Source organism: Microbispora sp. ATCC PTA-5024 (genome assembly GCF_000511135.2).
Classification (GTDB): Bacteria; Actinomycetota; Actinomycetes; order Streptosporangiales; family Streptosporangiaceae; genus Microbispora; species Microbispora corallina.
This window is the reverse complement of the sequence record NZ_KI866526.1, coordinates 758,488-781,393: the sequence shown is the minus strand read 5'-3', so window position 1 is coordinate 781,393 and position 22,906 is coordinate 758,488. Positions and strand designations below refer to the sequence as shown.

Here is a 22,906-nt window from a genome sequence, read left to right as displayed (position 1 = left end):
TCGCGACGGGGCGGCGGGGATCGGGGGAGAGAATTCGCGATGAGGAGCAGGTGTGGCAGGCAATCTCACACGTGACGAGGCTCGGGAGCGCGCCCGGCTGCTCGAGGTCCAGTCCTACCGGGTCGAACTCGACCTGACCGAGGGCGACGAGCGCTTCGAGAGCATCACCACGGTCCACTTCACCTCCAGCCGGCCGGGGGCGGACACCTTCATCGACCTGCACGGCGCGCACGTGCGGAAGGTCGTCCTGAACGGCGGTGAGCTCGACGTCGACGCCTACGACGCCGAGAAGGGGCGCTTCCCGCTGCCGGGGCTCGCGGAGCACAACGAGCTGCGGATCGACGCCGACGCCGGCTACATGCGCACGGGCGAGGGCCTGCACCGCTTCGTCGACCCGGTCGACCAGCAGGTCTACCTGCACAGCCAGTTCGAGACGGCCGACGCGCACCGGATGTACGCCTGCTTCGACCAGCCCGACCTGAAGGCGACCTTCGAGCTCACCGTCCTCGCGCCGGCGAGCTGGGAGGTCGTGTCGAACGCCGCCCCCGACTCGGTCGAGCACCTGGAGGAGCACCACGGGCGCCACGGGACGCTCCAGGAGGCCCGTCGCTGGCACTTCCCGCCCACGCCGGTCATGTCGACCTACATCACCGCGCTGATCGCCGGGCCGTACGCCGTGGTCCGCGACGAGCACGACGGCATTCCGCTGGGCATCTACGTGCGCCGCTCGCTCGCCGAGCACCTCGACCCCGACAACATCTTCGAGGTCACCAAGCAGGGCTTCGACTTCTTCCACCGCGTGTTCGGCCTGCGCTACCCGTTCGCGAAGTACGACCAGCTGTTCGTGCCCGAGTTCAACGCCGGCGCCATGGAGAACGCGGGCGCCGTCACGTTCCTGGAGGACTACGTCTTCCGCTCGCGCGTGACCGACGCCATGGTCGAGCGCAGGGCCGAGACGATCCTGCACGAGATGGCCCACATGTGGTTCGGCGACCTCGTCACCATGCGGTGGTGGGACGACCTGTGGCTGAACGAGTCGTTCGCCACCTACATGTCGGTGCTGTGCCAGGCCGAGGCCACCCGCTGGGGACAGGGCGCCTGGACGACGTTCGCCAACGTGGAGAAGGCCTGGGCCTACCGGCAGGACCAGCTGCCCTCGACCCACCCGATCGCGGCCGACATCCCCGACATGCAGGCCGTCGAGGTCAACTTCGACGGCATCACCTACGCCAAGGGTGCGTCGGTGCTCAAGCAGCTGGTCGCCTACGTGGGCCTCGACAACTTCCTGGCCGGCGTCCGCGACTACTTCAACGAGCACGCCTGGGGCAACACCACCCTGCAGGACCTGCTGTCCGCGCTGGAGCGCACGTCCGGGCGCGACCTGTCCGCCTGGTCGAAGGAGTGGCTGGAGACCTCCGGGGTCAACACGCTGCGCCCGTCGTTCACGACCGACGGCGAGGGCCGCTTCCTGTCGTTCGAGGTGCTGCAGGAGGCCACGGCCGAGCACCCGACGCTGCGCTCGCACCGCGTCGCGATCGGCCTCTACTCGCTGCGCGACGGCGTGCTGGCCCGCACCCGCCGGGTCGAGCTCGACATCGTCGGCGCCCGCACGGCCGTCCCCGAGCTGGTCGGCGAGGTCCAGCCCGACCTGGTGCTCCTCAACGACGACGACCTGACGTACGCCAAGATCCGGCTCGACGGCCGCTCGCTGGAGACGCTGGTCAACGGCGGCATCTCGGCCTTCCAGGATTCGCTCCCCCGCGCCCTGTCGTGGTCGGCCGCCTGGGACATGACCCGCGACGCCGAGATGGCCACCCGCGACTACGTCCGCCTGGTGACCTCCGGCATCGACTCGGTCCGCGACATCACGGTCCTGCAGACCGTGCTGCGCCAGGCCCGCCTCGCCGTCCAGCAGTACGCCGACCCGGCGTGGCGCGAGACCGGCCTCGCCGAGCTGTCCGCCGCGCTGCGCGGCCTGGTCGCGGGCGCCCAGCCGGGCTCCGACCACCAGCTCGCCTATGTCAACGCGTTCACCGCCGTCGCCACCTCGCCGGAGGACCTCGCGTTCGTCAAGGCCATCCTCGACGGCGAGTCGGTCCCCGAGGGCCTGGCCGTCGACACCGACCTGCGCTGGACGCTCACCCACGCGCTGGTGTCGGGCGGCGTGCTCGGCGCCGCGGACATCGACGCGGAGCTCGCGCGTGACCGCACGGCCACGGGCGAGCGCTCGGCGGCGATGAGCCGGGCCGCGATCCCGACGCCGGACAACAAGGCCGAGACCTGGGCCGCGATCGTCGGCGGCAAGCTGAGCGGCGCGCTGCTGCGCTCGACCATCCTCGGCTTCATGGACCCGCACCACGTCGACCTGCTCGAGCCGTTCGGCGACAGGTACTTCGACGAGGTCGGCCGCATCTGGGGCGAGTGGACCTCCGACTCCGCGCAGAACTTCGCGATCGGCTGCTACCCGGCCCTGCTGATCCGCCCCGAGACGGTGGCGCGCACGCAGGACCGCATCAGCGCCGACCAGCCGCCGCACGCGCTGCGCCGGCTGCTCCTCGAGGGCGCGGACGGCGTGAGCCGCGCGCTGCGGGCCCAGGCGAAGGACGCCACGGCCTGACCCCGCTTCCTCAACGAGGGCCCGGCCTGCGCGCCGGGCCCTCGCGGCGTCTCCCGGGCGCCTGTTGGGAAGGTGTTGTGGCAGGTGAAAGCACCGCGCAAGCGCGGTGCAAGCCCCTCGCGGTGGGATGAGGACGCCGGGCATCCACACCGTGGGCCGCCCGGGTCCGCCGTCCCCAGGAGGCCACCGTGATCTCAGCACTCGTCGCCGGCGCCGTCGTGGCCGCCCTGACCGTGATGCTCGTCTCCGTCTACAACCGCCTGGTCCGCGGCCGCAACGCCGTGGACAACGCGTGGGCGCAGATCGACGTCCAGCTCAAGCGGCGGTACGACCTCATCCCCAACCTGGTCGAGACCGTGAAGGGCTACGCGGCCCACGAGCGGCAGACCCTCGACGCCGTGGTCGCGGCTCGCGCGCAGGCCATCGGCGCCCGCGGCCCGGCCGACCGCGCCGCCGCGGAGAACATGCTGTCGGGCGCGCTCAAGAGCCTCTTCGCCGTCGCCGAGGCCTACCCCGACCTCAAGGCCAGCCGGAACTTCTCCGAGCTCCAGGAGGAGCTCGCCGCGACCGAGAACCGGATCGCCTACTCCCGGCAGTACTACAACGACGCGGTGCTGACCTACAACAACGCGATCCAGACGGTCCCGGCGAACATCGTCGCGGGCATGACCGGGTTCATCCCCCGCGAGTACTTCCAGGCGCCGGGCGAGGAACGCGGCCCCGTCCAGGTCCGGTTCTAGCCATGGCCTGGTGGCTCGCGGCCGCCGGCGCCGCCGGCCTGTGGCTGCTGCTCCTTCTCGCGCTCGCCGTCGCGACGCGCAACCCCGAGGTCGAGGCCGGGCCGCCCACGGGCGAGCTGGCCGAGCAGTCCCCCGCCGTGGTCGACCTGATCACGGGCGGCTGGCGGCTGTGCGACGAGGCCCCGTCGGCGACCCTGCTGGATCTGGCCGCCCGGGGCGCGGTGCAGATCGAGGAGATCGGCCCGGAGCTGTCCCTCGTACGGCTGCGCCGCGACGAGCCGGCCGGTCTGCGGCCGTACGAGCGGCTGGTGCTCGAGCACGTCCGCTCACTGGCCGTCGACGGCGTGGTGGCGACCGGCGCGCTGGCCGAGGGCTCGCGCAACCTCGGCCGCTGGTGGAAGAGCTTCCGCAGGAAGGTCATCACCGACGCCCGCGAGCAGGGCCTGTCGCGGCCCCGGTGGAGCAGGGCGCACGCCGCGCTCCTGACGGCGGCGGCCGTCGTGCCGGCCGCCGCGACCGGGGCCGCGGTGACCTTCACCGACAGCAGGCACGAGGGCGGGCTGGGCGCGGCCATCGTGTCGTTCGCGCTGCTCGTGAGCCTGATGAGCAGGCTGAACGGCGAGCGCGGCACCGAGCGCGGCGCCCGGGCGGCGGCCCACTGGCTCGGCGTGCGCGAGCACCTGGCGGCCACGGGGCGGTTCGCCGAGCAGCCGGCGGCGTCGGTCACGATCTGGGGACGCCACGTGGCGTACGCCGCAGCCCTCGGCCTCGCCCCTCGGGCCGTGACCAGCCTGCCGGTCAGCACACCCGCCGACGACAGGCGGGCCTGGTCCGACTACGGCGGCATGTGGCACGTGGTTGAGGTGCGGTACCCGTCGCGGCTGCTGTGGGGCCGCAAGCCGCTGCCCACGATCGGCCGGGGCCTGGCCGCCGGGTTCTTCGCCGGCTTCTGGACCTGGATCCTGCTGATCGTCGCCTCCGCGTTCGACCTGTGGCCCGACGGGCTCGCGACGCCGGGGGCGCTGCTCGTGGGGGCCGCGATCGCCGCCCTGCCGATCGTCTACGCCGTCTCCGACCTCGGCACCCCGGCGACCGTCGAGGGCCAGGTCGTACGGCTGCGCCGGTTCCAGTCGGGGACGAAGGGCGACGACAACCCGAAGTGGACGTACTGGTGCGCCGTCGACGAGGGCCGCTCCCGGGAGGTGCGCGCCCTCGGCCTGGACGGGGAGATGTGGCACGGCCTGCACGAGGGCGACCGGGTGCGGGCGCTCGCCGGGCGGCGGCTGGGCTGGATCAGGCGGATCGAGGTCGTGGAGCGGTCGCGGACGGCGGGGGCCGAGCGCTACGACGACAGCGGCGAGCACCTCGTCGACGCCCCGGAGAACCTCGGGCAGGTCAAGGTCCTCCCCGGCCTCAGAACGGGCCGTGGCGGGAGCGACCTGCCGCGGCCCGCGGACCTCGTGACGCCGGCCGACCTCAAGCGGGCCCTGGGCATCGACGTGACCGGTCCCGTGTCCTACGACGGCCCGCCCCCCGCGCCGCCGTGGCTGGAGGTGGCGTCGTGCCGGTACGAGTCCGGGGCGGGCGTGCGGGTCGACGTCCACGCCGCCGCCGGGCTGCGGTCCCGCTACCTGATGGTCCTCGGCCACCTCGCGACCCGGACGCGGGGACGGCCGGTGCCCGGGGTCGGCACCGGCGCGATGCTGTACCCGGGCCTGGTGTCCGCCCAGACGGGCAGGGGCACCTTCGCCATCGCCGTCTCGTCCCCCTCCGGGCCGCCGCCGCCCGGCCCGCTCATCGACCTGGCCCGTACGGCGGCCGCCCGGCTGTCGGAGGCGTGACAGGGCCCGCCGGCTACCACACGGGCGGCCTGCGGTCCCCCCAGAACCCGCCCACGGACTGCTCCACCTGCGACGACAGCGAGATCAGCGTCCCCTCGTCGCCGAACCTGCCGGCCAGCATGACCCCGATCGGCAGGCCGTCCGGCGTCCAGTAGAGGGGCAGGTTGACCGCGGGCTGGCCGCTCACGTTGTACATCGCCGCGAACGGCGCGAAGCGCTTCATCCGCTCGAACGTCTCCTCAGGCGAGTCGACGTCCTCGAACCAGCCGACCGGCACCGGCGGCTGCGTGACGGTCGGGGTGAGCACCGCGTCGTACTCGTCGGTCACGAGCATCGCGAACCGGGTGGCGAGCTGCAGGGCCGACTGGGCCTGGAGGAACTCGGGCGCCGTGACGGCGTCGCCCCGCTCACGCAGCCAGGCGGTCAGCGGGCGCAACTTCGGCTCCAGCTCCGGGGCGACCGGATGCATGCAGGAGAAGCTGAACCACAGCTTCACGAACTCCGGCACCATGTCCGCGCCGAACGGCGCGGAGATCTCCACGACCTCGTGCCCGAGCGACTCCAGCACCGCCGACGCGCTCTCGTACGCGGCCAGCACGTCGGGGTGGACCTCGGCGCCCGGGACGACGGGGGTGGCGTACCGCGCGATCCGCATCCGGCCCGGCTCCCTGCCGACGTAGGCGGAGAACGAGCCCAGCGCGGGAGGCGGCGCCCAGTAGAGGTCGCCGGGGTTGTTGTGGGCCATGACGTCGAGCAGCGCGGCGGCGTCGGCCACGGTCCGGGTGATCGGCCCGTTCGTGGACAGACCGGCGAGGTCGGGCACGATCGGCGCGAACGAGATCCGGCCGCGGGTGGGCTTGATGCCGTACAGGCCGCAGACGGAGGCGGGGATGCGGATCGACCCGGCGCCGTCGCTGCCCTGCGCGGCGGGCGCGAGACCGGCGGCCACGGCCGCGGCGGCGCCGCCGCTCGACCCGCCGGCCGACCGGGACGGGTCCCAGGGCGTGCGGGCGGGCTCGTTCACATAGGTCTCGGTGTAGCACGGCAGGCCGAACTCGGGCGTGCTCGTCTTGCCCAGCATGATCGTCCCGGCGTCCCTCAGCCGCTCGACCACGCTGTCGTCCACAGGCGCCACGAAGCCCTCGTACGTCGCCGAGCCGAAGTAGATCGGCACGTCCTTGACGAGGTTGAGGTCCTTGATGGGGACGGGCACCCCGAGCAGCGGCGGCAGGTCGGCGGGGTCGGCGGCGCCGGCGAGCCGGGCCTCCTGCTCGCGGGCCTGTGCCAGCGCCCGGTCGGCCGTCACGGTGACGAACGCGCCGACGCCGGGGCCGAGCCGCTCGATGCGCTCCAGGTAGTGCTGCGTGATCTCGACGGGGGACAGTTCCCGCTTTCGTACGGCGTGGGCCTGCTCGAGAGCGGTAAGATCATGAATGTGCGCCACGCTACTGAACGGTAGGCCCCCTGGACGCAGATATCTAGAGAGGATACCCGTGTCCGGGCCCTGCGAATCGGCAGAAGCAGGCCACAAAAGTATGAACCATCCAACACTAGGCAAGGCACTGACGGCTCAACTACCGTGAGTGATGTGGATACCGGTCTAGCGCCAGAAGACGGTCACGATACGTCACCAATCTGGGTGAGTGACCACACGTCGGAGCGGGCGGAGAGCCCCTCGACGCCCGCTGACGCCCCAGCGTCTACGACGACGTACGCGCCAGTGGAACGCGCGTCCCTCCGCACGCTGCTGAGGGATCCGCGGTACCGCCATCTGCGCCGCCGCACGCTGGTCGCGGTCGCGGCCGCCGTCGTCTTCGGCGTGCTGCTGGGAAGCTGGCGGCTCGGCCTCACGGCGGGCGTCCTCGCGTTCATCGCCGACGCGATCTACCGCGCGCGGACGGTGTCGTCGGTGCCGGCCTGGCGGCGCGCCTCGGCCGCCGAGCGGCGCACCGAGGGTCAGCTCCGCAAGCTGGAGCGCAGCGGGTACCGGACGCTGCACGCGCGGGCCATCCCGGGCAGCGAGGCGCAGATCGACCACCTCGTCGTCGGGCCCACCGGCGTGTACGCCGTGGACTCCGAGAAGTGGGACAAACGGCTTCCCGTGCGGGTGCAGTCGCACCGCAAGCTGTTCCACGGGCCGTTCAACCAGAAGCCCAGGCTCGACGAGGCCCGGTGGGAGGCCGCCCAGGCCAGCGACCTGATCAGCAAGGCCCTGGGCCGGGAGATCACGGTCGTGCCCTCACTGGCGATCTACGGTCCGGCGATCCCCTGGCGCATCCTCAACATCCGTGACGTGGACGTGTTCTCCGGCGGGCTGGTCCGCAGGTGGATCACCAAGCGGGAGCGGTCCCTCACCACGGCGGAGATCGAGTCGATCCATCGGGCCGCCGAGCGGGTGCTGCCGCCGCGTTATCCCGAGTAGTGGACTGCCGGTCTCGGCAGGCGGGCGGTGGTCGTACCATTTGAAGACTCGTAGTCTTCGGATGGGAGTCCGCCCATGCCCGCCCTCAGGTCTCGTACGGTCACGCACGGCAGGAACATGGCCGGTGCCCGGGCCCTGCTCCGGGCCACGGGCGTAGCCGGCGGAGACCTCGGCAAGCCGATCGTCGCGGTGGCCAACAGCTACACGCAGTTCGTCCCCGGTCACGTGCACCTGCGCGAGGTGGGCGACGTGGTCTCGGCCGCCGTGCGCGAGGCGGGGGCCATTCCGCGGGAGTTCAACACGATCGCCGTCGACGACGGCATCGCGATGGGCCACGGCGGGATGCTCTACTCGCTGCCGTCCCGCGAGCTGATCGCCGACGCGGTCGAGTACATGGTCAACGCCCACTGCGCGGACGCGCTGATCTGCGTCTCCAACTGTGACAAGATCACGCCCGGCATGCTGCTGGCGGCCTTCCGGCTCAACATCCCCACCGTCTTCGTGTCCGGCGGCCCGATGGAGGCCGGCAAGATCCCGGGCAAGAAGCTCGACCTCATCGACCCCATGATCGCCGCGGCCGACGACAGCGTCTCCGACGCCGAACTGCTGGAGCTCGAGGAGAACGCCTGCCCGACCTGCGGGTCCTGCAGCGGCATGTTCACGGCCAACTCGATGAACTGCCTCACCGAGGCCATCGGGCTGGCGCTGCCCGGCAACGGCACGATCCTGGCCACCCACAAGGCACGCAAGACCCTGTTCGAGGACGCCGGCCGCGCGGTCGTCGACATCACCCGGCGCTACTACGAGCAGGACGACGAGTCGGTGCTGCCGCGCAGCATCGCCACCCGCGACGCCTTCGAGAACGCCATGGCCCTCGACGTCGCGATGGGCGGCTCGACCAACACGATCCTCCACCTGCTCGCCGCCGCCCGCGAGGCCGGCGTCGACTTCGGGCTCAAGGAGATCAACGAGCTGTCGCTGCGGGTGCCGTGCCTGTGCAAGGTCGCCCCGGCCACGGCGAAGTACCACGTCGAGGACGTGCACCGCGCCGGCGGCATCCCCGCAATCCTGGGCGAGCTCGACCGAGGCGGTCTGCTGCACCGCGACGTCCACAGCATCCACGCCTCCTCCCTGCAGGAGCACCTGGCCGCCTGGGACCCGAAGTCTCCGCAGGTCACCGACGAGGCCATGGAGCTGTGGCACGCCGCGCCGGGCAACGTCCGGACCGTCAAGGCCTACTCGCAGGACGCGCGGTGGGACGACCTCGACCTCGACCGCTCCGAGGGCTGCATCCGCGACGTGGAGCACGCCTACACCCGCGACGGCGGCCTCGCCGTGCTGTACGGCAACATCGCCCAGGACGGCTGCGTGGTGAAGACGGCCGGCGTGGACGAGTCGATCTGGCGGTTCTCCGGCCCGGCCGTGGTGTTCGAGTCGCAGGAGGACGCCGTCGACGGCATCCTGGCGAAGCGGGTCAAGGAGGGCGACGTCGTCGTCATCCGCTACGAGGGCCCCAAGGGCGGCCCGGGCATGCAGGAGATGCTCTACCCGACGAGCTTCCTGAAGGGCCGCGGGCTCGGCAAGGCGTGCGCGCTGATCACGGACGGCCGGTTCTCCGGCGGCACGTCGGGCCTGTCCATCGGCCACGTCTCCCCCGAGGCCGCCGAGGGCGGGATCATCGGCCTGGTCGAGGACGGCGACATCGTCGAGATCGACATCCCGGGCCGCTCGATCGAGCTCAAGGTGCCCGAGGACGTGCTCGCCGCCCGCCGCGAGAAGGTGGTGCGGGAGCTCGGCGGCTACCGTCCGCGCGACCGGCGCCGCCCGGTCTCCGCGGCGCTGCAGGCGTACGCCGCGCTCACGACCTCCGCCTCGACCGGCGCCTCTCGCGACCTGAGCCAGCTGTCCCGGTAGGGAGAGCCGGACCGGGCCGCATCCGTTGCGGTAGCGGGCGGCGCGACCGGCCGGCGCCTGGTTGGCGCCGGCTCCCGGTCGGTGCTGGGCCGGTCGCGCCGGTGGAGTGGCGGCGGCGGGACCTGGACGGGCTGGTGCGTTAGCCAGAACTGGCCGTCAGGACAGGCCTTTTTCCGAGAACGCGTTCGGAAAAATGTCGGTGCTCGTCGTTATGGTCGAGGTATGGCCAACGTCACACGGCACTCGCTGACAGCCGAGGAGCTCGCCGCCCTCGCGCTGTCGCTCGCCCACCTCGGGGCGGGCCCGCAGTCGGTCACGGCCCGCCGCGGGCTGCGCCACGCCTTCGCGCACCTCGACCTCAACGACGACGTCATCGCCACGACCCTGCAAACGCTGACCACTCCGCTGCCGACCGACGTCGCCCGGCGCGCCCGCGCCGTGGCCAACGCCATCACCGCCCGGCTCGTCGTCCGGATCCAGTACCACGACGCCGACGGCCGTCTCACGGTCCGCGACGTCGAGCCGGTGACCTGCCTGGTCCACGGCGAGTTCTGGTATCTGGTGGGCTGGTGCCGCATGCGCCGGGGAATCAGGGCCTTCCGCTTCGACCGCATCGTGGCGGTCGAGCCGACCGACCTGCCGAGCCGGCCGCATCTCCCCCAGCGCTACCTGCCCTTCCAGCGGCGGGCCCGTCCCGGCGCCGCCTCCGGCCCGGGCTCCGGCGGCGACTTCACCCCCGCCGTCGCCTGACGTGGTGAGCCTCGGCCCCGGGAAGCAGCCCCCTCCGGGGCCGGGCTCACCGCCCTCGGCGTTCCCCTCGCCCCCTACCGGGGAGACGGCGCCATCCAGGTCGCGTTTCCCGGGCCAGGTGTGCCGGGGCGGTCAACCGGCGCAGCAGCCGCCGCCGCAGCACCCGCCGCCCGAGGAGGCCCGGGGGGCGGGGCCTGCGCCCGCCTTGCCGGTGACGGCGACCGTCGACAGCAGCTTCACCGTGTCGTCATGCCCGGAGGGGCAGGTCGCGGGGGCGTTGGCCTCGGCCATGGGCCGGTTGAGCTCGAAGGTCGAGCCGCATGCGCGGCACCGGTAGTCGTAGCGTGGCATGCCCTCTAATGTACGGCCGGACCGCCGCCGGCCGCAGGGCCCCTCCCCTACGGGCGGACCGCGGTTTCAGGCGAAGTGGATCGTGGCGTAGTCGTCGACGGGGCGGTAGCCGAGCTTGCGGTAGATGGAGTTCGACGTGGGGTTGGCGAGGTCGGTGAACAGCAGCACCTCGTCCGCCCCCTCGTCCAGCGCCTTACGGGTGGCCGCGTGGGTGACGGCCGCGCCGTACCCGTGACGGCGCAGGTCGGGCGGCGTGTAGACGGGGCCGACGCGGGACATGGCGGCGATGGGCGCGGAGACCCCGGCCAGCGAGACGGGCCGGCCCTCGTCCTCCCACCAGAGCAGTTCCTCGCGGTTGACCCGCGCGGCGACGACGGGGGTGGGGTCGGCGCCCGCCTCGACGTGCGCCTCCTGCTGGAAGGCCCGGAACCAGCCGACGGCCTGCGGGATCTCGTCGGGCGGCACTGTCCGCGCCTTTCCGGGCGCGGCCGCCGCCTCCAGCGTGCCGAGCCGGAACAGCCGCTCCGACCTCCGCTCGCGCTCGGGCCGCCACCAGGCCCGCGCGAACGCCTCCGCGGCGGCGAGCGGGCCGCTCACCCCCGGGATCACCTGGTCCCGTTCGATCAGCGTGGCCGCCAGCGACGGCAGCGTCCCCAGCGGGACGTCGGCGAGGAGCAGCGGACGGGGCGGCGTGTGGAGGACGGCCGCCACCACGTCGCCGCCCTCCTCCAGCCACCCCAACAGCGGGTCCTCGACGAACTGGCCGCCGCGGATCCCGCGTGACACGGTCAGCGGGACCGTGTTGCGCACGGGATCGCGCAATAGCCAGGGCTCGGCCACCTCGGCGAACTCGCCGGGGTCCGACGTGAACCTCCAGGTCATGTCACATCAGGCCGCGGGTTCCAGGTAGGGCGCCCACTGAGGGTCTCCGTCGAGCTGCGCGCCGATGAGCCGCCAGTGGGCGCCGTGTGGCACCACCAGGGGGACGTGCAGCGTCCACCCCAGCTCCTCCAGCAGACGGTCGGCCTTTCTGTGGTTGCACGGCATGCAGGAGGCGACGCAGTTCTCCCAGGTGTGAGGGCCTCCCCGAGACCGGGGAATGACGTGGTCGATGGTCTCCGCCCGCTGTCCGCAGTAGGCACAGCGGAAGTTGTCCCGGCGCATAAGCGCGGCCCGGGTGAGCGGGATGCGCGTCCGGTAGGGGATGCGGACATAACGGCGAAGCCTGATCACCGACGGCACGTCCAGCGTGCGTGTGGCCGAGCGCAGAACCGCGCCGCGCCCGTCGCGGTGGACGACGTCCGCCTTCTCCCTCAGGACCAAGATCACGGCCCGGTGCAGGGAGAGCGTGGTCAGCGGCTCGTAGGTGGCGTTCAATAGCAGGACTTGGCGCATCAGCCGGCCTCCACAACTGCCTCGGCTGTGCGCCATGGTTGTGGTCCCGTCTGCTGGGACCCGGATGCTTCCGTCACAGGGACCTCCGCCGGACGGCCCAGCGGATCGTCACCACGGCACCGCCCTTCACCAAAGTGTGGCCTGTTGAGCGGCCTGTCCGCCACCCCATAATGAGGCCGATGGAGCGGGCAGCAGGGACGCCTGGTGCTTCTATGCCCAGGGGATCATCCCTTTACTCCCGTCTTGGCCGGGTACGGCCGAAGGGACGCCGCACTGCCCCGGCTGTTTTAAAGTGCCAGCATGACGCGACTGCCGTATCCGCCCGCCCGCCGTGACGAGATCGTCGACGTGCTGCACGGGACCCCCGTCCCCGACCCGTACCGGTGGCTTGAGGATCCGGACGCCCCGGAGACCAAGGAGTGGCTGGACGCGCAGGAGGCGCTGTTCCGCGGCGCCGAGCTCGACGGCCGCGAGCACTTCCGCGCCCGCGTCGCCGAGCTGCTGCGCTCGGGCTCGGTCGGCACCCCGGTCTGGCGGGGAGAGCGCCGCTTCTTCACCCGCCGTACCCCGGACCAGGAGCACCCGGTTCTGTACGTCGCGGACGAGGACGGCGAGCGCGTGCTGCTCGACCCGACGGCCCTCGACTCGTCCGGGCTGACGACGCTCGACTCCTACCAGCCGAGCAAGGAGGGCGACCGGCTGGCCTACCAGATCTCGGTGGGCGGCGACGAGGAGTCGAAGCTCTACGTCATCGACGTCGAGAGCGGCGAGGTCGTCGAGGGGCCGATCGACCGGTGCCGCTACTCCCCGGTCGCCTGGCTGCCGGGCGGCGAGGCGTTCTACTACGTCCGCCGGCTGGCGCCGGCCCTGGTCCCGGACGGCGAGGAGCAGTTCCACCGCCGGGTCTACCTGCACCGCGTGCGCTCGCCCGCCGACGACGACGTGCTGATCTTCGGCGAGGGGCTGGAGAAGACCAACTACTACGGGGTGGCGGTCTCCCGCGACGGCCGCTGGATGTGGATCTCCGCCGCCCGGGGCACCGCCCCCCGCAACGACCTGTGGCTGGGCGACCTGTCGGCGTCCGCACCCGAGGCGCCGGCCCTGGTCACGGTGCAGGAGGGCGTCGACGCGCAGACGGCGCTCCACGTGGGCCGCGACGGCCGGCTCTACGTCTTCACCGACCTCGACGCGCCGCGCGGCCGCGTCTGCATGACGTCGCCGTCGGAGCCCGGCGCGGACAGCTGGCGGGACCTGATCCCGGAGGACCATGAGGCCGTCCTGTCGGACTTCGCGATCCTCGACGACCTGCCCGAGCCGATCATCCTCGCCGGCTGGACCCGTCACGCCATCTCCGAGATCACCGTCCACGCGCTGGAGACGGGCGAGCGGACCGGCGAGGTTCCGCTGCCCGGGCTCGGCTCGGCCGGCGGCATCGTCGAGCGTCCCGAGGGCGGCCACGAGGCCTGGTTCAGCTACACCGACACCATCACCCCCACCGCGGTCTACCGCTACGACGCGCTTACCGGCGAGACCACCCTGTGGGAGGCGCCTCCCGGGGCGATCGAGGTGCCCGAGGCCCGGACCGAGCAGATCGTCTACCGGTCGCAGGACGGCACCGAGGTCCACATGCTGGCCATCTCACGCGAGGGCTCCGGCCCCCGGCCCACGATCCTCTACGGGTACGGCGGCTTCGGCATCTCGATGACCCCCGGTTTCTCGGCCACCGCGCTCGCCTGGGTCGAGGCGGGCGGGGTCTACGCGGTCGCGCAACTGCGGGGCGGCGGCGAGCAGGGCGAGCAGTGGCACCGCGCCGGCATGCTCGGCCACAAGCAGAACGTCTTCGACGACCTGCACGCGGCGGCCGAGCACCTCATCGCCACCGGCGTGACCAGCCCGGACCGGCTCGCCATCTCCGGCGGCTCCAACGGCGGCCTCCTCGTCGGGGCGGCGCTCACCCAGCGGCCCGACCTGTACGCGGCCGTCGTCTGCGCGGCCCCGCTGCTCGACATGATCCGCTACGAGAAGTTCGGCCTGGGCGCGACCTGGAACGTGGAGTACGGATCGGCCGACGTGCCCGAGGAGTTCGGCTGGCTGTGGGGCTACTCGCCGTACCACCGCGTCCGCGAGGGGGTCTCCTATCCCGCCACGCTGTTCGCGGTCTTCGCCTCCGACACCCGGGTGCACCCGCTGCACGCGTGGAAGATGGCGGCGGCCCTCCAGCACGCGCAGGCGGGCGACCGGCCGATCCTGCTCCGCAACGAGACCGAGGTGGGCCACGGCGCCCGGGCCGTCAGCAAGTCGATCGAGCTCGCGGCCGACCAGCTGGCGTTCCTGGCCCGGCACACGGGCCTTGGGGTCACCGGGGAAAGATGACGGTCTTGTGGCCGTCCAGCAGCACCCGGTGCTCGGCGTGCCAGCGGACGGCCCGGGCCAGCGCCTGGCACTCCACGTCGCGGCCCATGGCGGCGAGGTCCTCGGCCGAGTGGGTGTGGTTCACCCGGGCGACCTCCTGCTCGATGATCGGCCCCTCGTCCAGGTCGGCCGTGACGTAGTGGGCGGTCGCGCCGATGAGCTTCACCCCGCGCGCGTGCGCCTGGTGGTACGGCTTGGCCCCCTTGAAGGACGGCAGGAACGAGTGGTGAATGTTGATCATCCGGCCCGCCAGCTTGGCGCACAGGTCCTCCGAGAGCACCTGCATGTACCGCGCGAGCACCACCAGGTCGGCCTGGTAGTGGTCGACCAGGGCGAGGATCTCCGCCTCCTGCCGCGGCTTGGTCTCGGGCGTGACCGGCAGGTGGTGGTACTCCACGCCGTACGACTGGGTGAGGGGCCGCAGGTCGGGGTGGTTGGACGCCACGCCCGCGATCTCGATGGGCAGCAGCCCGGACCGCACCCGGTAGAGCAGGTCGTTCAGGCAGTGGTCGAATTTGCTGACGAGCACCAGCGCCCGCGTCCGTACGGCGAGGTCGAAGAGCTGGAACTCCATGCCGAATTCGGGGGCGAGCCCGGCGAAGGCCGCCCTCAGCTCGTCCAGCGACAGCTCCGCCGCGAACTGGACGCGCATGAAGAACCGCACCGCGACCGGGTCGCCGAACTGCTGGCTCTCGATGATGTTGCACCCGTGCCGGGCCAGCAGCCCGCTGACGGCGGCGACCACCCCGGGGCGGTCGGGGCAGGACAGGGTCAGCACATACTCAGCGCTCATGCGTCGATCCTCGGCGGGGAGTGTCGTTATCGCTCCAAGCGTAGGGCCACCGGCCGCGGGATATGGAGGCGATGATGGCGGACGGCCGTCCGGCGGCCCGGGTGCTGTGCGTGGACGGCGAGGGCCGGGTGCTGCTGCTGCGCTGGCACGACCCGGTCGCGGACCGGACGTTCTGGGAGCCACCGGGCGGCGGGATCGAGCCCGGCGAAACGGATCTCGACGCGGCCCGCCGCGAGCTGTGGGAGGAGACCGGGCTGCCCGGCGAGGCGGTCGAGGACCTCTGGACGCCGGTCGCGCGGGACTTCCACTGGCTCGGGGTGCACTACGTGAAGACCGAGCGCTTCTACCTGGCCCGCTTCGACGCCACGCCGCCGGTCGCGTCGGCCGCGCTCACGCCCGGTGAGCGCGGCACCTACCGGGGCCACGCCTGGCACCCGCGCGCGGCTCTCGCCGCTCTTCCCGAGCCCGTCGAGCCTCCCGGCCTCCCCCGCGTCCTCGACGTCCTGCTCCGCGGCGCGTCCTGACGTCCGGCCAGGCCATGATGAGGCCGGCCGGGCGCCCTGGGGTCAGCCGCCGTCGTGGTGTTGGACCGGTCGGCCGTGTCGTGACGTCCGGCCGACCGTCCCAAGGGTCAGCCGGCCTTGTCGTGGCGTTCGAGCGCCTGGCTGATCTCGGCGTCGTCGGGCGCGAGCGCGTGGGCCCGGCGCAGGTCCTGCTCCGCGTCGAGGTCCCGGCCCAGCACCGCCAGGGCCGTCGCCCGGTTGTAGTAGAGCGCGGCGTCCTCGCCGAGTTCGAGGGCCCGGGTCAGGTCGTCGACCGCCCCGGCGGCGTCGTCGGTCTCGAACCGCAGGATCGCCCGGTTCGCCCAGGCCGAGCCGAGCGCGGGGTCGGCCGACAGGGCCTCGTCGAACGCCGCCCGCGCCTCCGCGAACCGCCCCGCGGCCGTCTCCAGCTGTCCGAGCACGCCCAGCAGGTGGGCGTTGCCCGGGTCGAGGCCGAGCCCCGTCTCGACGTCCCGCCTGGCCGCGTCGTGCTCGCCGAGCATCTCCAGGACCCCGGCCCGGTTCACGTACGCGTTGACGTACTCGGGGTCCAGCTCGATCACATGGTCGAGGTCATCCCTGGCCCGGGCGAGGTCGCCCTCGGCCAGGCGCAGCTCCGCCCGGTTGTAGTACGCCTCCGGCAACGGCGGGCTCACCCGGATCGCGGTCTCGTAGTCGGCCAGCGCCTCGTCCGCCCGGCCCAGCTCCAACAGGAGGTTCCCCCGGTCGAGGTAGTGGTCCGGGAAGGCCGGGTCGATCGCGATGGCCCTGTCGAGGTCGCGCAGGGCGTCGGCGGGCCGGCCGGTCCTGGCGAGGAGCTGGGCCCGGTTGGCGAACAGCACCATCCGGTGCACCGGGTGCGCCTGCGGCGGCAGGTCGCGCTCGGCCAGGTCGATGGCCGACTGCACGAGGTCGAGGGCCCGGGCGACCCTGCCCTCGCGCAGCTCGATCAGCGCCCGCCCGTTCTGGTCGAACCCGAGCTTGAACGCCCGCTGCCGCCGGTCCGGCAGCAGGGTCGAGATCGCGATGGCCTCGTTGATCCATCCGCGCGCCCTCGGGAGGTCCCGCTCGGCCGGCACCGGGTTGCGCGCGTCGAGCATCGCCGTGCCGTACGCCGACGCGGCGTGGACCGCGGGGTCGACGCTCACCCGCCGCGCCCGCTCGTACAGCTCCAGCGCGCGGTCCCGGTGGCCGAGGCCCGCCAGCGCGGTGGCCGTGCGCTGGGTGAAGCGCCACCACAGGTCGGAGCCGGGCTCGGCGAGCCGCAGCCCGCGCAGGCCCAGGTCGGCCACGGCCTCCAGGAAGCCCTCGGCGACACAGTGGTCGACGGCGGCCCACAGCGAGCGCAGCGCGGCCGCCCGGTCGCTGCCGTGCTCGCGGTGGTACGGCAGCGCGCCCAGGTCGTACTCCGGGCCCAGCTCCGCGGCCCGCGCGTCGTGCAGGCGCGCCCGCTCGCCGGGGGGCAGCGCGCGGTACGCCTCGTGCGCCACCGGGTCGTCGCCGGTGCCGTCCGATGCCACGTAACCCCCGGCGTCCCCGTCCGGCGTCTCCCGGACGGGCGCGTCGACCGGCCGCGCGGCCCCCCAGGGCGGCTCCGGCGACCCGACCGCCAGCGTCAGGTCGCTCACCCGGCGGCTCAGCACGCGCAGCAGCTCGCGGTCGGTGGCGTCGGCCTCGTGCAGGTTGTCCACCAGCAGAGCGCGCGGCCCGGGGAGGCAGTCGCGGACGAACTCGGCGATCCCGTTGGCGACACGGAGCGTGCGGCGCGGGGCGGGCACCAGGATGCGCTCGTCCTCCGGCAGGCCCGCCTCGATCGTCTCGCGGCGGGCCAGAACCAGCGGACGCAGGTCCGCCGCGGCGGACCGGATCTCGATGTCGTGCGTGGCCACCAGCTCAGGGGAACGCTCCAACGCATCCGGAACCAGCGCGCGCAGGATCGCTCCGCCCACCGTGTAGGGACCACGCAGCCGCCGATGCCCGTTCACCACGGGCGTCAGGAGGGGAGGCAGCTCCAATGTCCGGAGCGCCGCCACGCGGTCACGGGAGAGTCTCCCCCTGACCCAGATGTGACGAGGCCGGTCCCTCACCCCTTGTGGATGACGCTGGAGGCGCCGGTGAGCTTCGCGGTGCCGGGCTTGCGGATAATGATCTTCTTCATTGCGGCTCTTCCCCCACTCGGGCGAACAGGACAAGGCACAAGTATTGATTCAGATCAGCTATCCGCCAAGGCCTGGAAGCACTATCTACCGGGAGAAAAGCGGTGAAACTACACCATTTAGGGGTTTCTCCAGATAAAGGACGACCATGTCCCCGCGCGCTTCGCGCCGTAACTCCCGCCAGCCCGATTTTCGGTACAGCTCCAGGGCCGCCACCTGTCGCAGGGTGGTGTCCCCGCAGAGCAGGGAGTAGCCGAGCTCCCGGGCCCGTTCCTCCAGCACCTGCATGATCTGCGCGCCGTAGCCGCGTCTCTGGTGGTCGGGGTGGACGCGCAGACGGCACATTTCGGCCGTCCGGTCGTCGATCCTGCGCAGCCCGCCCATGGCCACGATTCCGGCCTCGGGCAGCTCGCCGACGAGGAACTCGCCGCGGGCCGCCAGGTAGATCTCGGTGATGCGCGGGAAGTCGTCGTCGTAGTAGACGCCGTCACCCGGCGAGATGCCGACCTGCGCCAGACCGACCTGGTGCAGGGACCACACGGCGTCGAGGTCGGACCACCGGTATCGGCGGATCCGCAGCGTCGGGGTCACGCCCGGCTCGCCTTCCCCGGTGGCCGCGCGGACGACGGGGTCTCCCTGTGCCGGCACGCGACCGCCCGGCACCCGGCCTGTGGCCGCCGGCGCCGGGCCTCCCGCCATGGATCCTCCTCGCACCCGCTCTCCTCGCCCTGACTCACGCGATGTCCTCGCCCAGCTTCGGCGGCACCGCCAGCGGGCCCGGCTGCAGCGCCTCACGGAAGGCCTCAAGCCGAGGGGTGTCGCCGTACTTGGCGTGGATGTCCTTGACGAGCTCGTACGCGGGCTTGAGGATCAGCTCGGTCCGGTACTCCTTGTCGACCATGTCCAGGGCCTCCTGTCCCATCTGGAGGGCCGCCTCGACGTCGCCCTCGATGAGCCGGCACCGGGCACGGTCGAACCGGATGAGCGTCTGGTCGAGCAGGTCCTCGTTGGAGTACTTCCCGAGGGCCTGCTCCAATATCACGTCGGCCTCAAGTGTCTGCCCGAGCTTCACCAGGACGTCACCTTGGTAGAAGTACAGCTGCCGCTCGGTGTAGCCGAAGGCCGCGTCCTCCTGGTCGTTCGCGCTCATCTGCTGGAAGGCGGCCCTGGCCCGGTGGAGGGCCCGTTTGGCCTGCTCCACGACCTCGTGCCGGGCGCCGTTGTTGCCCGCCAGCATGGCGAGAGCCCGGGCCTCGACCACGGGGGCCATGGTCCGCGCGGCGCACGGGGTGTGGCCGGCGAGGTCGCGGCTCTTCTTGGCCAGCGTGAGCGCCTCGCGCGGGTCGCCGTAGTAGAGCGGGACGAGGGCCTCGCGGGCCGTCACCCAGGCGCGCAGCGCGCGGTCGCCGGTCTCGTCGGCGGCGGTGCGGCCGGTGCGGAAGAACGACCGGGCCAGGCGCTGGTCGCCGAGGTCTATCATGATCATCCCGGACAGGCCGGCCAGCTGGGCGGCCATCCGGCACAGGCGTTCCTGGACGTCGATCGGCTGGCGGCGTTCGAGGGCCTTGCGCACGGCCGAGAACTCCAGCATCACGTCGCACAGGAGCCGTAGAGGGGGGGTGTTCATGTACTGACGGCCGAAGCCGTTCGTGGACTGCTCCCACTGGTCGAGCATCGCCGGTGAGACGGTGGCCGTCACCATCGTGTCGTCCATCCGCCGCCGCAGGTTCTCGACCGCGCCGAGCACCTGGCTGTCCAGGCTCGCGGCCCCCGCGGTGCCGGCGAGGAGCGTCAGCAGCGTCCTCCGTAGCACGTTCTCGTCCTCCTCTCCCCCGTTCGCGGAGGGGTAGCCGCTGTCCAGTGGGACCGGCGCTTCACGCGGTTCGGGGGAAGTGTCAGGTCTGTCGTCTTGTGGGTCTCCGCCGCCCAGGACGCCCGTGACCACGTGTCCGCGGCCGCAGATACACGGACCGTCGAATCCAAGGGCCAAGGGTTCGACCCGGTAGACCGAACACAGGTAGTGGAGATACTCCGGACCGGGGCGCTTCATGCCCGACTCGTAAGCGGACAGTAGCGTCTCCCCGATGCCGGGGACGGGCTTTCCGTCCCTCTCGAAGAGGGCGCGGACCTGCTCGATGACATCGGCGAGGGCGATGCCGTTCGAGAGGCGATGGGCCTTGATCCTAGTGGTCCCGAACTGTGTCTCGCAGACTTCATGGATTTCTTCGGCGATCTGAGCCAGGCTCCGCCCGGTCGCGAGTCCACGCGCCCTGACTCGCCGGGCGATCTCCGTCTCCCTGTGTTGCCTGCCGGACATTCCGGCCCCTCTCTCGAGCCGGCCGCACTCGCAGCCCACGTGTATCCCGACCGGTCCCGTTCGGCGACGGAGAGTGACCCTGTCGTCGCACTCCGCCGACACCATAATGATGGACCACGCTTGGCCCGGCCAAGTACCCACTTTGAACGTGCTGACTAAGGATCGTCTCCTGATAGGGGTTTTCTTTCAACCAACTTGGGTTTTCCTCCACCGGCCGGTGTTCACACCGCGTTGACCGGATGAGTTCAGTGAGTCATCTTTGGCGGACCAGGACGAACGAGCAGGGGTTCCAAAGCAGACATTCAGGCCTCAGGCAAATGAAGGAGGAACTCAAGGTGGGGGAGGACGATTTCCGGCGATTGGAGCGTCTGGTGGCCGAGCTCGACGCCCGCGGCCTGATCGCGCGGGTCGTGCGCGCCCCGTCGGGCCGGGCGTACGTACGCGTGATCAACCCGAACGCGACCAGCCTCACGGAGAACGTGGTCTGCCAGTCGTCCGACTACTGGTGGTCCTGGGGTGAGCGCATGCACCGGGCGGACGACCCGGCCGGCGCCGCCACCAAGGTCGCCCGTGTGCTCGCCGCGGTGAGCGAGTAGGAAAGGCGGCGAACCGGGTGAAGTGCAGTAACCGCGGGAACGCCGCACCCACCGCGGCCTCTCGGGGCCGGTGGGATGCCCGGTGCGGAGCGTTCCTGGGCCGTGCCGCCACGGCCCGCCGGGAACGCTGTGGCATCCCGCCGGCCCCGCGATCGGGCCGGCCACCGTACCGCGCGGGCGCATCCTCGCCGCGCCGCCCCTCCACCGCCGGCCGTCACAGGTCGGCCGCCTCCGAACGGCTCGGCCGGGCACCTCACCACCTCCCTTCTTCACCGCGGACCCGCCGTCCGCGCCGTACGGCCTGAGATCCGCCGCGTGCGGGACGACGGTCCCGCACGGGCGTACTGAAAGGACTCCGTCCGGGCCCGCCGCGCAGGCGGGCACCGGGCGGGCACCGGGGGGATCCCCCTCTCGGAGAACGGTCAGGGACACGCTTCCGGGTGCGTGCCCCGGCCCTGCCACCCGTCACTGGAGCGCTCTCGGCCCGCCCTCCGCGGCCCCGGGCGGAAAGCGCTCCCGTCTTCCCCGGCGATGTGACGGAGGCCGGTTCAGTCGGCAGTATGGGCTAGGTTTCTCACCTGCCCGCCCACAGAGCCGATCCGAGGGGGATCCACCTCGTGTTGCCGCTGACGCCCGCGACACCCGCTCCTTCGCCCGATGTGACGTACCACCCCGAGCAGACCTTGCAGGCGGCGGTTCTGGCCTGCGAGAAGAACGAGGGTCTGATCTGCACGATCATCAACACGTCGTTCCCTCAGGCGAAGCTGCCGACGTGGGTGCCGGTGGTGGCGGGAGTCGTGGACGTCCTGCTGGTCCTCGCCCTGATCCTCGCCGGGGCGCTCATCGTTCGGAAGGTGACGCACCGGCTGATCACCGGGCTCACGCTCCGCGCGAGCGAGGGCGTCCTCCCCGAGCGGCTGCGCAACAGGGCCTTCATGTCAGGCACGGGGAACGGGGAGGCCGCGACTGCGATCCTCACCGAGCGCCGCAGGCAGCGGGCCGAGACGATGGGGTCGGTGCTGCGGAGTCTGGCGTCCGTCCTCATCCTCGGCACGGCGGCGCTCATGATGCTGCAGCGGCTGGGCCTTCCCCTCGCGCCGCTGCTGACCAGTGTGGGCATCCTCGGCGTCGCGGTCGGCTTCGGGGCGCAGGAACTCGTCAAGGACTTCATCGCCGGCATGTTCATGCTGCTGGAGGACCAGTACGGCGTGGGCGACGTCATCGACACGGGCGTGGCGACGGGCACCGTCGAGGCGGTCACGCTGCGGATCACCCGGCTGCGGGACGCCGACGGCAAGGTCTGGTACGTCCGCAACGGGACGATCAGCCGGATCGGCAACGAGTCCCAGGGCTGGTCGCGGGCGCTGGTCGACGTGCCCGTTCCGTACGCGGCGGACATCGCGACCGTGCGCGACCTGCTCAAGAGCATCGCGGTGGACCTGTGGGAGGACCCCGACTACCGGGACGTCCTGATCGTGGAGGAGCCCCAGGTCTACGGCCTGGAGCAGGTGTCGGGCACCTCGATCATCTTCCGGGTCAGCGTGAAGACCGCCCCCGCCCGGCATCTGGAGGTCGCCCGGGAGCTGCGGCTGCGGGTGAAGCGGGCCTTCGACGAGAAAAGCCTCACATTCGCGGCCTGACCCTACCGTCCGGTAACTGTCCTAGGCTGAAACGGTGACGAGCGAGGAGACCCTGTCCTTCTACGAGGCGATCGGGGGCGAGGAGAGCTTCCGGCTGCTGGTCCACCGGTTCTACGAGGGCGTCGCCGAGGACCCGCTGCTGCGTCCGCTCTACCCGGAGGAGGACCTGGCGGGCGCCGAGGAGCGGCTGCGCATGTTCCTCATCCAGTACTGGGGCGGCCCCAACACCTACAGCCAGCAGCGCGGCCACCCCCGCCTGCGCATGCGGCACGCGCCGTTCGTCATCGGCGAGGCCGAGCGCGACGCGTGGCTGCGGCACATGGGCGACGCCGTACGGTCACTGGAGCTGCCTTCCGAGCGCGAGGAGCAGCTGTGGAAGTATCTGGTCTACGCCGCCCACAGCCTGGTAAACGCATAAGT

At 72.0% G+C, this 22,906-nt stretch carries 19 protein-coding genes; 11 read left to right on the top strand and 8 right to left on the bottom strand.

Going from position 1 to position 22,906, the window contains the following annotated elements:
* The first annotated feature begins 52 nt into the window (after positions 1-52).
* From pepN to MPTA5024_RS34235, 3 genes are all read left to right on the top strand, one after another.
* A complete protein-coding gene (gene pepN, locus MPTA5024_RS34245) occupies positions 53-2,617 on the top strand; it encodes an aminopeptidase N (RefSeq protein ID WP_036331913.1) in 2,565 nt (854 codons plus the stop codon).
* 188 nt (positions 2,618-2,805) lie between these two features.
* Complete coding sequence (locus tag MPTA5024_RS34240) at positions 2,806-3,357, top strand: LemA family protein (RefSeq protein WP_036331912.1); 552 nt, start codon at positions 2,806-2,808, stop codon at positions 3,355-3,357.
* 2 nt (positions 3,358-3,359) lie between these two features.
* Positions 3,360-5,198, top strand: coding sequence for a DUF2207 family protein (locus tag MPTA5024_RS34235; protein ID WP_036331911.1), 1,839 nt, complete (start codon positions 3,360-3,362; stop codon positions 5,196-5,198).
* Positions 5,199-5,211: 13 nt separating this feature from the next.
* Here the strand turns inward: MPTA5024_RS34235 and MPTA5024_RS34230 are convergent, their stop codons facing one another.
* A complete protein-coding gene (locus MPTA5024_RS34230; protein WP_036331910.1) occupies positions 5,212-6,642 on the bottom strand; it encodes an amidase in 1,431 nt (476 codons plus the stop codon).
* Between the two features lie 276 nt (positions 6,643-6,918).
* Between MPTA5024_RS34230 and MPTA5024_RS34225 the strand changes: the two genes are divergently transcribed.
* From MPTA5024_RS34225 to MPTA5024_RS34215, 3 genes are all read left to right on the top strand, one after another.
* Complete coding sequence (locus MPTA5024_RS34225) at positions 6,919-7,620, top strand: nuclease-related domain-containing protein (RefSeq protein ID WP_232326761.1); 702 nt, start codon at positions 6,919-6,921, stop codon at positions 7,618-7,620.
* A gap of 75 nt (positions 7,621-7,695) precedes the next feature.
* Positions 7,696-9,534: a dihydroxy-acid dehydratase gene (gene ilvD / locus MPTA5024_RS34220; protein ID WP_036331905.1), complete on the top strand. Its 1,839-nt coding sequence runs from the start codon at positions 7,696-7,698 to the stop codon at positions 9,532-9,534.
* A 222-nt stretch (positions 9,535-9,756) separates the two neighbouring features.
* The gene (locus tag MPTA5024_RS34215; protein WP_051458999.1) at positions 9,757-10,284 is read left to right on the top strand and encodes a helix-turn-helix transcriptional regulator; all 528 of its coding nucleotides are present in this window, start codon (positions 9,757-9,759) and stop codon (positions 10,282-10,284) included.
* A 132-nt stretch (positions 10,285-10,416) separates the two neighbouring features.
* Here the strand turns inward: MPTA5024_RS34215 and MPTA5024_RS34210 are convergent, their stop codons facing one another.
* From MPTA5024_RS34210 to MPTA5024_RS34200, 3 genes are all read right to left on the bottom strand, one after another.
* Entirely contained in the window at positions 10,417-10,635 is a 219-nt protein-coding gene (locus tag MPTA5024_RS34210; RefSeq protein WP_036331904.1) for an FmdB family zinc ribbon protein, read from the bottom strand.
* 66 nt (positions 10,636-10,701) lie between these two features.
* A complete protein-coding gene (locus MPTA5024_RS34205) occupies positions 10,702-11,517 on the bottom strand; it encodes a GNAT family N-acetyltransferase (RefSeq protein WP_036331903.1) in 816 nt (271 codons plus the stop codon).
* Positions 11,518-11,523: 6 nt separating this feature from the next.
* A complete protein-coding gene (locus tag MPTA5024_RS34200) occupies positions 11,524-12,030 on the bottom strand; it encodes an HNH endonuclease (protein WP_036331902.1) in 507 nt (168 codons plus the stop codon).
* A gap of 300 nt (positions 12,031-12,330) precedes the next feature.
* Here MPTA5024_RS34200 and MPTA5024_RS34195 point away from each other — a divergent pair, with 300 nt between their 5' ends.
* The gene (locus tag MPTA5024_RS34195) at positions 12,331-14,403 is read left to right on the top strand and encodes a prolyl oligopeptidase family serine peptidase (protein WP_036331901.1); all 2,073 of its coding nucleotides are present in this window, start codon (positions 12,331-12,333) and stop codon (positions 14,401-14,403) included.
* On the opposite strand, the gene purU is transcribed toward MPTA5024_RS34195, so the two are convergent.
* Positions 14,387-15,235: a formyltetrahydrofolate deformylase gene (gene purU / locus MPTA5024_RS34190; RefSeq protein ID WP_036331900.1), complete on the bottom strand. Its 849-nt coding sequence runs from the start codon at positions 15,233-15,235 to the stop codon at positions 14,387-14,389. The genes MPTA5024_RS34195 and purU overlap by 17 nt on opposite strands.
* Before the next feature lie 74 nt (positions 15,236-15,309).
* Here purU and MPTA5024_RS34185 point away from each other — a divergent pair, with 74 nt between their 5' ends.
* A complete protein-coding gene (locus MPTA5024_RS34185; RefSeq protein ID WP_084370241.1) occupies positions 15,310-15,759 on the top strand; it encodes an NUDIX hydrolase in 450 nt (149 codons plus the stop codon).
* Positions 15,760-15,866: 107 nt separating this feature from the next.
* Here MPTA5024_RS34185 and MPTA5024_RS34180 read toward each other — a convergent pair whose 3' ends face one another.
* The 3 genes from MPTA5024_RS34180 to MPTA5024_RS34170 form a co-directional block, all read right to left on the bottom strand.
* The gene (locus MPTA5024_RS34180) at positions 15,867-17,666 is read right to left on the bottom strand and encodes a tetratricopeptide repeat protein (protein WP_232326760.1); all 1,800 of its coding nucleotides are present in this window, start codon (positions 17,664-17,666) and stop codon (positions 15,867-15,869) included.
* A 354-nt stretch (positions 17,667-18,020) separates the two neighbouring features.
* A complete protein-coding gene (locus tag MPTA5024_RS34175) occupies positions 18,021-18,524 on the bottom strand; it encodes a GNAT family N-acetyltransferase (protein WP_036332186.1) in 504 nt (167 codons plus the stop codon).
* Positions 18,525-18,666: 142 nt separating this feature from the next.
* Positions 18,667-19,746, bottom strand: coding sequence for an XRE family transcriptional regulator (locus MPTA5024_RS34170; RefSeq protein ID WP_232326759.1), 1,080 nt, complete (start codon positions 19,744-19,746; stop codon positions 18,667-18,669).
* Between the two features lie 821 nt (positions 19,747-20,567).
* On the opposite strand from MPTA5024_RS34170, the gene MPTA5024_RS34165 reads away from it, so the two are divergent.
* The 3 genes from MPTA5024_RS34165 (at position 20,568) to MPTA5024_RS34155 (ending at position 22,904) form a co-directional block, all read left to right on the top strand.
* Positions 20,568-20,846 carry a hypothetical protein gene (locus MPTA5024_RS34165; protein ID WP_232326758.1) on the top strand — a complete coding sequence of 93 codons (279 nt, stop codon included), beginning with the start codon at positions 20,568-20,570 and terminating at the stop codon, positions 20,844-20,846.
* A gap of 617 nt (positions 20,847-21,463) precedes the next feature.
* Positions 21,464-22,486 carry a mechanosensitive ion channel family protein gene (locus MPTA5024_RS34160; protein WP_036331896.1) on the top strand — a complete coding sequence of 341 codons (1,023 nt, stop codon included), beginning with the start codon at positions 21,464-21,466 and terminating at the stop codon, positions 22,484-22,486.
* 34 nt (positions 22,487-22,520) lie between these two features.
* Entirely contained in the window at positions 22,521-22,904 is a 384-nt protein-coding gene (locus tag MPTA5024_RS34155; protein ID WP_036331895.1) for a globin, read from the top strand.
* Positions 22,905-22,906 lie beyond the last annotated feature (2 nt).